General features: G+C 68.1%; 6 protein-coding genes and 1 pseudogene. 6 read left to right on the forward strand and 1 reads right to left on the reverse strand.

Annotated features, from left to right (window positions below):
* From U9978_RS10215 to U9978_RS10230, 4 genes and pseudogenes are all read left to right on the forward strand, one after another.
* Window positions 1-255, forward strand: a pseudogene (locus U9978_RS10215) (HNH endonuclease signature motif containing protein); the annotation flags it as partial.
* A 175-nt stretch (window positions 256-430) separates the two neighbouring features.
* A complete protein-coding gene (locus tag U9978_RS10220) occupies window positions 431-934 on the forward strand; it encodes a Zn-ribbon domain-containing OB-fold protein (protein ID WP_322760842.1) in 504 nt (167 codons plus the stop codon).
* A complete protein-coding gene (locus tag U9978_RS10225) occupies window positions 931-2,094 on the forward strand; it encodes a thiolase C-terminal domain-containing protein (protein ID WP_322760843.1) in 1,164 nt (387 codons plus the stop codon). Before U9978_RS10220 ends, U9978_RS10225 begins: the two co-directional genes overlap by 4 nt.
* 281 nt (window positions 2,095-2,375) lie before the next feature.
* Window positions 2,376-7,541 (forward strand): BTAD domain-containing putative transcriptional regulator, encoded by a 5,166-nt coding sequence (locus tag U9978_RS10230; protein WP_322760844.1) that lies wholly within the window; start codon window positions 2,376-2,378, stop codon window positions 7,539-7,541.
* Here U9978_RS10230 and U9978_RS10235 read toward each other — a convergent pair.
* Window positions 7,520-7,957 carry a hypothetical protein gene (locus U9978_RS10235; protein WP_322760845.1) on the reverse strand — a complete coding sequence of 146 codons (438 nt, stop codon included), beginning with the start codon at window positions 7,955-7,957 and terminating at the stop codon, window positions 7,520-7,522. The two genes, U9978_RS10230 and U9978_RS10235, sit on opposite strands and share 22 nt — an antisense overlap.
* A 612-nt stretch (window positions 7,958-8,569) precedes the next feature.
* Here U9978_RS10235 and U9978_RS10240 point away from each other — a divergent pair.
* The gene (locus U9978_RS10240) at window positions 8,570-9,334 is read left to right on the forward strand and encodes a hypothetical protein (RefSeq protein WP_322760846.1); all 765 of its coding nucleotides are present in this window, start codon (window positions 8,570-8,572) and stop codon (window positions 9,332-9,334) included.
* A 146-nt stretch (window positions 9,335-9,480) separates the two neighbouring features.
* Window positions 9,481-10,746: a G1 family glutamic endopeptidase gene (locus U9978_RS10245; RefSeq protein ID WP_322760847.1), complete on the forward strand. Its 1,266-nt coding sequence runs from the start codon at window positions 9,481-9,483 to the stop codon at window positions 10,744-10,746.
* Window positions 10,747-11,278 lie beyond the last annotated feature (532 nt).

The following is an 11,278-nucleotide window of genomic DNA, read 5'->3' on the forward strand; positions in this document are numbered from 1 at the left end:
ACCGAGGGTGGCACCACCGAGGCAGGCAATCTCCTGACGCTATGCCGGCATCATCACCGGTTGAAGCATGACGGGACCTGGACGGTCGAGGTGACCGAAACGGGCACGGTGATCTGGACGAGTCCGGAACTGCGGGTCTACCAGACCGAACCCGAACCCCACCCGGAACCGCAGACCACCCCAGAACCGCCACCCGCTCCGGAACCACCGCCCGCTCCGGAACCACCGCCCGTCCCGGAACCACCGCCCTTCTGAGTCGCTGCCGTCGCGGACGGCGGACGGCGGATGAACCGGTGGGACGCGGCCCAGATCTCTGCGGTCTCCGGCCGTGATCGATAAGCGGTCTATTCGTTTAACCTGGATAACCGTATTGTGGGCGGTGGGCTGCGTGGATCGTGGACCGTGGACCGCGTGACGGAGGGAAGGTCGGATGGACGAGCTGATCAGCGACGAGGAACTGGTGACCCGGTTCCCGGGGCATACCCTGACCCGCGACAATGCGGCGCACTACCGGGGCCGGCTCGCGCATCGACTGGTGATCAACCGTTGTGGCGACTGCGGCACCTGGCGACACCCACCCAAGCCCGTGTGTCCCGCGTGCTGGTCGTGGAACATCGTGCCCACCGAGGTCTCGGGGCAGGGGAGCATCTTCATGACCGTCTTCCTGCACCAGGGGCCGCCGGCCGAAGGTGTGGACTACTCCACCCCCTATCCGCTGATCACGGTCGCGCTCGACGAGCAGGAGGGGCTGCGGTTCACCAGCACGGTCGTCGGGGCCGCGGGTGACGCGATCCGCATCGCGGAGCGGGTTGAACTCGACTGGATTGAACGCTCCGGCACGCCGCTCCCGGTGTTCCGCCTGGCCAGCACCACCGCAGGCAGCAGCGCCGCGGGCACCAGCACCACCGCGGCGGTAACGGAGGCCGGACGATGATCAGCAGTCGTAACCCGATGAAGGACAAGGTGGCCATCGCCGCGGCGGCCACCACCGGCTTCCAGCCCCGCAACACCGAGCGCAGCCGTGCGTCCTATGCGGCACAGGCATGCATCCAGGTGCTGCGTGACTGCGGGCTGACCGCGGCCGACGTCGACGGCATCTCCGGCTCGACGCCGCCGGCTCCCGAGCTGCAGACGATTCTCGGCATTCCTGAGATCAGCTGGTTCGCCGAACCGGTGATCCCGTTCGTGAACCAGCTCTCCGCCGCCGTGAGTGCGGTGCACAGCGGGCTGTGCGAGGTCGCACTCGTCTATCACGCCGCCTACCGGGAGGCGTGGAGCACCGCGTCCGCGCTGAAGGATCCGTTCCGCCGACCCCTGAGCCCCGGTGTCTCGCCCGGGCCGGAGACGATCTTCGGTGGAGTCGGATACACCGCCTGGGCGTCGCGGTACATGTATGAGTACGGCGTCCCGAAGGAACATTTCGGCTACGTCGCCATCAACGGCCGCACGAACGCCGCTGCCAACCCGGCGGCGGCCATGCATAAACCCCTGACAATGGACGACTACCTGTCCGCACGCATGATCCGTTGGCCGCTGTGCATGCTCGACATGGATGTTCCGGTGGACGGTGCGGACGCGTTCGTGGTCACGACCGCCGAGCGGGCCCGCGACCTACCGCACCCGCCGGTTCTCGTCCAGGCCGCGGCACTGGGCATGGTGGACAGGCACGAGGAGGATCAGACCCCCAGCCTCCGCCAGCACGGGCAGCAGGTCGTTGTGGAAACCCTCAAGGCGAAGAGCGACTTCTGGATCGACGACGCCGACGTCTACTTTCCCTATGACGGTTTCACCATCATCACGCTGAACTGGTTGGAGAACGTCGGCTACTGCGGCCCCGGCGAGGCGGGCCACTTCATCAAGGAACACTGGGACGACAAGACCAACCGTATTCTGATCAACGGTCGGGTCCCGGTGAACCCCCACGGCGGGGCGTTGTCCGAAGGCGGTACGCAGGGTTCGGGTCACGTCCGGGAGGCGGTGCATCAGCTCCAGGGCCTGGCCGGGGAGCGTCAGGTCCCCGACGCCCGCCGGGCCATCGTGACCGCCGGCGGCTTCTTCTTCAACGCGCAGGGCGTGACGCTGCGCCGCGACTGACCCCTCCTGAGACCGTGCCCGACGAGCTCACGCCCGCCACCGTTTCTGCTGTTCGCCGTAGGTTCTGCTGTTCGCTGTAGGTGTAACGCCGCGGCTCGCCGGCGGCTGACGTTTCGACAGGTCGGGGCTGGTGGTGGCGGACCTACCTGTCCTGTTCACGACGGTTAGCCGGCGGGCTAGCGGACGTAGCTGGCAGGATGGGAGGGTCCGACTGCGGAGGGCATCTATCTGTTTGCTCCCCGTCGAGTGAGCGAGTGTGGGCGGTGGAGGGGCAGCCGACTATGGCTCAGGGGGACGCGGGTAGCGACGCGGGTAGTACGGCCTGCGAGTCGGAGGATCAGCAGGAATCGGCGGTTGCCTCGCGTCGGCCTGCCGGGGAGGTCACCGCCGACACTGTGCCCGGTCTGTGGTTCGGGGTGCTGGGGTCCTTGGAGGTTCGTCGGGACGGCCGGCTGGTGGCGTTGCGGGGCCCGCGGGAGCGGGCGCTGCTCGGTTTGCTACTGTCGGAGCGTAACCGGGTCGTGTCGCTGCCACGGCTGGTGGACGGGGTGTGGGCTGCGGCAGCGCCGCCGTCGGCGAACAAAACGTTACACAGCTACATTTCCCGGCTCCGTGGGCTGCTGGAGCCGGACCGCCCGCCATCGGGATCGACGGTCCTGGTCACGGTGGCGTCCGGGTACACCCTGCGGGCCGACGACGATGCTGTGGACGCGGCACTGTTCGAGCGGCTTGTCGGGCAGGCGCGGCTGGCGCTGACGGCCGGTGCCCCCGAGCTCGGGCTTGCCCGGTTGGAGCGTGCGCTGGGGTTATGGCGGGGGGATGCCTACCAGGATCTGGGCGATGCCGGGTTCGCGGTGGCCGACCGTGGCCGGCTTGCGGAGCTACGGCTGGCGGCGGTCGCTGATCGCGTGGATGCGGCGTTCGCGCTCGGTCGTGCCTCAGATCTGGTCGGTGAGCTGCAGCGCTTGGTGGCCGAGCATCCGTTACGGGAACGGCTGTGGGGCCAGCTGATGATCGCGCTCTACGAGTCGGGGCGGCAGGCGGAGGCGCTGGCGGCCTACCGCGCCGCTCGTGCCCGGCTGGTGGACGAGCTCGCGGTGGAGCCAGGACCGCAGCTGCAGGAGCTGAACACGGCGATCCTGGCCGCCCGACCCAGCCTGCTGCCGGCTGCCGTGCCCGCGCAGGGCCTGCCGGCCGGGCTGGGTGGTGACCATAACCCGCTGGTCGGGCGGGAGGCGGAGCTGCGGTCGCTCGAGCGGGTATGGGGGCAGGCCGTCGGCGCGGAGACCGGTGGGGTTGTCGTCGTCGAGGGTGACGCGGGGATGGGCGCCCGCCGGCTGGTGGCGGAGTTCGCCCGCCGAGTGGCCGCCCGCGGTGGCGTGGTGGTGCGGGATGCGGTGGTGCGGGATGCGGTGGCTGTCGAGGTACTCACGCAGATCGCGGCGGAGCGCCCGGTGTTGGTGGTCCTGGACGACCCCGCGGGAGTGGATCCGGGCGTGGTGGAGCGGTTGGCGGCGGCGACCGCCCGCTTACCGGTGCTTGTCGTGGTCACCGTCCGACCCGGTGGCGGGCAGGCGCAGCGACCACTCGGCGTTGGCAGTGCGCAGGGTGTGCATGGTGCGCAGGGTGTGCTGCGGCTCGGTCCGCTCGGGGACGAGCAGGTCAGGGCGGTGGTGGCCGGTTATGTCAGCGGTGACGATCTGCCGGTGGCGGCTGCGGCGGTGGCCGTGTCCTCTGGTGGTGTGCCGGCGCGGGTGCACGCGGATGCGGCTGGCTGGGTGGCGGCCCGCGCCGGTGAGCGGGTCGGGCGGACAGCCGAACGGGTGGAGACCGGCCAGCGGGACCTGGCCACGGCCGAGGATGCGTTGGTCGCTGATGTTCTCGCCCTGCAACGGGTACGGACCCGTCGCATCATCACGCCGGGCGACTCCACCGCACCGGCGGGCGACTCCACCGGTCGGGACGGTGGCACGGCGGGCGGCACGGCGGGCGGCACAGCGGGCGTGGTCTGCCCGTACAAGGGACTGGCGCGTTTCGACGAACCTGACGCCGCGTACTTCTTCGGTCGGGAACGGCTCATCGCGCAGCTGGTGACCCGGTGCGTGGCCGCGCCGCTGCTGGTGGTGGTGGGTCCGTCGGGTAGCGGGAAGTCGTCGGTGGTACGCGCCGGGTTGGTGCCGGCGCTGCGTGCGGGCGTGTTGCCGGGCAGTGACACCTGGCGGATCCGGGTGGTACGGACCGGCGTGGTCGACCTGCCCGCGCTGGACCTCGACGGTGCCGGTGCGGGGCAGGAGCTGATCGTCCTGGACCAGTTCGAAGAAGCGATCACCATGGGGACCCGGGACAGCCGGGAGGAATTGATCGACCGGCTGGTCGGCGCCGTGGAACGAGGCGACGGGCGCCTGCGCGTCGTGCTCACGGTACGTGCCGACTACTACGGTCAGTTCGCCCGCTACCCGGCGCTGGCCCGCCTCGTCGCTGGTAACACCGTGCTGGTCGGCCCGATGAGCGACGAGGAGTTGCGCCAAGCGATCGAGAAACCCGCTCAGGTCGCCGGGCTGGAGCTTGAGAACGGTTTCGCCGAGGCGGTGGTGGCCGATACCCGCCAGGAGCCCGGGGCGCTGCCGTTGCTGTCGACGGCGCTGTTGGCGACTTGGGAGCGCCGCGACGGTCGGACGCTGCGGGTGGCCGGCTACCGTGCGGCCGGCGGTGTGGCGGGGGCGTTGACCCGGCTCGCCGACGGCGTCTACGACAGCCTTGACCAGGAGGGTCAGGCGACCGCCCGACGAGTGTTGCTGCGGCTGGCCATCCCGGGCCAGGACGGGGACGATCTGCGGCGCCGCGCGCCACGGTCCGAGCTGGCCGCCGGTCCGCGGGCGGAGGCTGTCCTGGCAGTTTTGATCGAGCGGCGGCTGGTCATCGCCGACGGTGACACGGTGGAGGTCGCGCACGAGGCGTTGCTGCGGGAATGGCCGCGGCTGCGGGCTTGGCTGGAAGCCGACCGTGACGGGCGCCGCATTCACCGCGGTCTCACCGAGGCTGCCGGCGCCTGGCATGCGGCTGGCCGGCATCCCGGCGATCTTTACCGTGGCCCCCGGCTGCAGGCCGCGCAGGAGTGGGCGCAGGCACATCCAGGTGACGCCAACCCGCTGGAACGGTCGTTCCTGGCAGCCTCCGTCGTCGCCGAGGAACATCTCCTGCGTACCAGCCGGCGGACCGCCCGGCGGCTGCGGTCGCTGGCCTCCGTGCTGGCCGCGCTGCTCGTGGTCGCTGTGGCCGCCACGGTGGTGGCGGTCTCGCAGCGCACGACGGCCAGCCATCAGGCCCGGCTGGCCCAAGCGGCCAGCCGGACGGCGCAGGCCGGCCGGCTGGCGACGTTGGCGGCCAGCCTCGGCGCCGACCAGGTCGATCTGGCGTTGCTGCTCGGGGTGGAGAGCTACCGGCTCGGGCCGTCCCGGGACACCGAGGGGGGCCTGCAGAGCGCGCTCGCCCACACGCCTGCCGGCCTCGACCGGGTCATCCGTTTCGATGTACACGGTCTGCTGCCGGCCGTGCTCCCCCCGTCGGTGAGCCGGGACGGGCGGCTTCTCGCCGTCCCCGGGCAGGACGGCACGATCCAGGTGTGGGATCTGCGCGCCGGCCGGATCCAGCGCACGCTGCGCTGGCCCACCAGCCGCCAACTCGCCGTCTTCAGCGCGGATGCGCGGTTGCTCGCCGTCGGCGGGAACGACGGGATTGTCGTCGTCTGGGACGTCGCCGGCGGCATGCCGGTCGGAGCGCCGATCCGGGCCGGCGACGGCCTGGCCTACGGGCAGTTCGACCCGACCGACCCCTCCCGGCTGTTCGCGATCAGCAACGACGGGCAGGTCGTCCTGTGGGACCGCTCCGTCCCCGACGCGCCGCGGCAGGTCGGGCCGTCGCTGCGGTTCCCGGCGAAACCCGGTGACATCCCGATCGTCCCGATCAATGCGGATGGCAGTCGGCTTGCCGCGGGAGTCTTCGGCGGCGCATCGACCCGGGTGTGGGACGCCCACACCGCAACGGTCATCCGGGACCTGCCCGGTGCACCCGGCTTTTTCGCGCCCGATGGTGCCGCGCTGCCTACCACGCTTGGTGACCGTGTGGTGCTGTGGGACGTCGACAGCGGGCAGCCGCGGCAGGCGCCGCTGACCGGCCTCACCGCGGCCGCTCCCGGCATGCTGATCAGTGGTGACGGTCGTCGTCTCGCGGTCCACGACGGGGCCGATGTCATCCGGGTGTTCGACCTGCCTTCGGGCCGGCAGGTCGCAGTCCTCGCCGTCCACAATCGCGCGACCACCCCGGCTGCCTTCCTGTCCGATGGCCAGCTGATCGTCAGCGGCGTGGCCGAGGCTGACATCTGGCGCCTGGACACCGCCGCCGCACCGTTGGGCTCGACCCTGACCGGCCACCACGGCCGTGTCACGGGCACCTTCATCCCCGACAGCACCGAAGTCGTCACTGCGGGCCTGGATGACGGGCAGGTCCTGCGGTGGGACACGGCCACCGGAGCTCCGAAGGGACGCCTACTCGACGGCGCCGTCACGGCCCCCGTCGCGTTCAGCCCGGACGGAGGCCTGCTTGTCGCCGCCGGACAGGACGGAGTCGTTCGGCTGTGGGACCGGGCCCGCGGGGTCGGCCTGGCGGTGCTCCCAGGCGTCCAACCGGCCGGGAGCAGTCGCGCTGTCGCGTGGAGTCCGGCGGGAGGGCGGATCGCTGTGGCCATCGGCGATTCCGTCCTGCTGTGGGACGTCGACAACCCCCGGGTGCCCCATCGCGTCGGCCAGCTGGCCCCGGCGGGCGTGCCCCACCCCGACATTCCGGCCGATCTGTATCCCACGTTCAGCCACGACGGGCGCTGGCTTGCGGTCGAGGACATCCCCGGCCGCACCGTCACCCTGTTCGATGCCGCCACCGGCCACCCGCAGTGGTCACAGCGGCTGGCTGCCAGCGGACCGCCTGCGGTCGCGTTCTCACCGGACAACGCAATAGTCGCAATCGGCTATGGAACAGTCGCGGCCGGTGTCGTCGAGTTCTGGGACGTGCACACCGGGGCCGTGCGGCGGACTCTGCAGACGCCGAGTACCGCCGGGATCGAGTTCCTGCGCGATGGCAGCGTCGTGATGACGGCGAACGATGCCGGTGCGAACGGCGATGCGCAGCTGTGGGACGCCGCCACCCTCGCGCCGATCGGCGAACCCCTGTCCCAGCCGCACGGTGTCTATTCCCTTGCGCGCAGTCCGGACGGCGCGACCGCGGTGGTCGGAACCTCCGAGGGGTCTGCCCAGCTCTGGGACGTCACCATCGAGCGCTGGACGGCGACCGCCTGCCGGATCGCGGGGCGTAACCTCACCCGGGCGGAGTGGGACCGCTACCGGCCCGGCGAACCCTACCGCAGTACCTGCCCTCAATGGCCCGACAGCTCGTGAGATGACGGCGGGCCGGAATCCCGCCGCACCGCGTTCCCACCGGTTCCCACCGCGATCGCACCGAGGGCCTGCAGGCCGAAACCGACAGAGAAACCCCCGACGGAATTGTGCCGCGCGACCACCGCCAGGCCGGCGGCGACGAGCAGATACCCGCCGGTGAACAGGACACGACCGCGCCGGCTCAACCGGCCACGGTGGCGCGCGGAACGACAGACCTGACCGCCGGCGACAGACCCGAACAGCCCACCGACCACCAGCAACACGCCCTTGGTCACCCGAGCGTCGTCAACCCCTGCTTCGGTGACGGCAGCAGCCTGCGCATGTACGGCGACAGCCACACCGACGATTCCGGCTGCGACCGCTGCCAGGCCCGCCAGCACTATCAGCACGCCGACCACCCAGCGGCCTGCGGCCACGTGTCCGTCACATCCTCACCTGCCACCGACCCGGATTCCGGCCTGCCCGTCACCCGTATGGTCCACCAGCCGAAGGCCGGCACCGCTGCACACGCAGTCGCTTTGCTGGGCATGCCTGCGCGCGGGCAGCCAGGACAATCCTGCAGCCGGGTTGCAATCCGACTGCAACCCGGCTGCAGATCAGTGGAAGCGAGCCGGTTGACGTCCGCAACCGCATCGCCACCGGAATACAAACACCGCTCCGTAGCGTCGAGCCGATCCGATTTCCTGACCGGACGTCCCGGTCGAGTGCACTTGATGGAAGGAGTGCTCATGCGCGTAGGAAAGGCCGGGCTCGGCGATGGCAGACCATACCCAGATCCTCGTCCCAGGCAAGCCGCCATACCCGTCCGACGTCTCCGGCGCCGATTCCTGTTGCTGGTCGCCATAGCTTTGATCGTCGCTACCAACGCTGTTTCTGCGCAGGCGGCGCCCGGCGACGCGGTACCACCTACCACCGCGCTGGCCCGCTGCCAGCAGAACACGAACCCAGATCAGCGAGCCACCCTGCAGCTGGCAGGTGGGCGGGGAACAACCTTCCCGAGCGACGGACAACAACTCCGACCCGGCGATGTGGTAAGGATCACGCCGCGTTCGACCGACGAGGTCTCGACTACAGGGTGGTGGTGGCAGCCCGCCGAGGGCTGGAACTGGGTCACGCCCGGTGGGGTCCAGCCGCGTCAGGCGGCTCCGGCTGGCTATCCGGCGCCTGGGCTGAATCAGAACAGCTTGGTCGGGCGGTTCAATGCCTTCTCGTCGTTCGAAGTCATGCAGAACCAGCGTTGCCTGCAGGTGGGCACCTTCGGCACATTCGACCTGCGAATCAACGATCCCCAGGACTGGGACAACTTCGGTGCGTGGAACATCGATGTAAAAGTTTACCGAAACCAGGTGTTGGATGGAGGATTCGAAGGCCAGCGCGGCCAGAGCATTTCGTCGCCATGGTTGACCGAAGGTGCCAGCTCGAAAGTAATCGCCACCGCGCCGAGCGGGTCGCACTCCGGTTCTCGGTTCGCCATCATAAGCAATGGAGGTCAGGGGTGGAATGCGCTGGTCCAGCCAATCCCGGTGAGACCGAACACCGAGTACGAGGTGATCGGCTTCTTCAAGTTCCATCCCAACAGCCGGGTCAACACGGCGTTCTTCGGAGTCCGACTTCCAGGGGTATGGCCCCCGAAGGAATCACATTTTGGATCGGACTCATCCGGGTTGTATCAGCGCATCAACGTACGATTCAAATCCGCTGACAACACCTCAGTCACCCTGTTCGCGGGATTCTGGGGTGTCAATTCACCGGAATTTATGCAGATCGACGACATCATCGTGCTGTCCGCTTGAACCATCGCCGGTCGCTCTAAGTTCGACAGCCCGCAATGTCGACAAAGTCCGGAACGGACGTCTGGTCGGCGGGTGGAACCGCTCGGACAGGATCGAGGATCGTTTTGAGAAGATTTAACCGGCGGCGAGCGACGTCCATTCTCGCGATGTTGACCGTCGGTGCGGCGGTACTGGTAACGCTCCCCTTCTCGCATTCGGCATCCGCCAAGGTCGGCGGAATAGTCAAGGACTCGGGGTTCGAAAGCCAAACCACTCGGGCCATCGCCGCTCCGTGGGGCTTCGAAGGCATTGATCCAAAAGGTGTAGACGTCGGGATCGGATTGGAAAACACCGGACGTAACAACGCCTGGATACGAGCCGCCAGCCGGCAGTGGAACTCCATAACCCAGGTGGTCAAGGTGACCCCAAACACAACCTATGCGCTCAGCGCATGGGTACGCACGTCCGGAAACTTCGATGGCGGTTACCTCGGGGCACGCTCCGGCGATAACAGGACCATACTGAACGAAGTCCGCTATGGTCCTGCCGGGGCGAACCCGGCCGCATATCAGTACCTTTCAACCGAGTTCAACTCCGGCCCCAACACGTCAGCAATCGTCTTTGTCGGGTACTTGGCGCCCGGTGTGGACTCATGGGTGCAGATCGACGACGTTGACCTCGGCGGGGTTTACTCCAACTGGGCTGGCTACGCTCAGGTCAGCGATACCCGTAATGTCGGTCCCATGCGCCGTGTCGAGGCATCCTGGATCCAGCCGAAGTTCTCTTGCGGCAGCCCATCCACCAACTCGGTCGGCGTCTGGGTCGGATTGGGTGGCTTCAACACCAGCGATCAAGAGAGTCTGGTGCAGATCGGAACCGCCGCGACATGCATTACCGGGGATTACCCGGCCACCATCTACGCCAGCCAGGATGCGTTCTGGGAGGTAGTCGACGGCGGCCGTGACACGAAACAGCAAAGTTTAGGCCTTCCAGTTTTCCCGGGAGATTTGATCACGGCTGTCATCGCCGCGAATCCGATCGACACCCACACCTACGTACTGTTCATCTCCAACGAAACACGAGGTGGGAGCCGCACTCTCGTCAAGACCGCTCCACACAGCCGCAACCTGTCCGCCGAAGTGATTGTCGAAAGACCTAAGAGCTCCTCCATCGAAGCAACCTGGCCAACCGATCTCGAGGTGAACTTCGGTAACGTGCGGTTCGATGGCAAGGCGCCCAACGCGGTCCGAGTCACCCCAATCGTCGCCATTAACAATCAGTTGACCCGGGAATACGGACCTACCGGGATTACCGGCCCAGGGCAGGACGGCTTCACGGTGCGCTCACGGAGACCGTTGGTCTCCTACCCAACAGGTCCATTCGTCAGCCCACGTATCCGCGACGTCCTGGGTCCACTGATCCAAAGGCCATAGCGTGCGGCGATAATCCCCTTGATGCCTCGGATCTCCACCGGCTTCCTGTGTCTATGAGACTGAAGAAGTCATCGGTAATGGCCACGCGGAGGGCCTCGCGGGTGGCCAGATAGTGGTCCCCACGTTCATTCGCACCGTGTCAATGGCGACGAGTGTGACCTGGGCGGTGCGGTAACGAAGTCACCGCACCGCCCAGGGGCCTCAAACACTACGGGTACCGGAATATTCATGCGGGCCAGGACGTGGAACGCCTTGTTCCCTTATGGGAAGATTATTCAATCGGATTGCAGGGATTGACATGACAACAGCACAACAGTACGGCAGCGCCAACTACGATGGCCGGGACGGATATGCCTCCCGGGACGGGGAAATGCCCGGCAAGGACGCTTTGATGATCACATGGAATCATGGTCGGGGCTCTGGACCGCATCGTCGGCTGGTTGTGGCGACTGCGCTCCTCGTCCTTGTGGGAACCGCGGGTTGCCGCCCCCCAGTTGCGGCCGGGGGGGCTGCGGCAGAGCGTGCTGCGGCA

Origin of the sequence: Protofrankia sp. Cr2, from assembly GCF_963555885.1 — a bacterium.
Classification (GTDB): Bacteria; Actinomycetota; Actinomycetes; order Frankiales; family Frankiaceae; genus Protofrankia.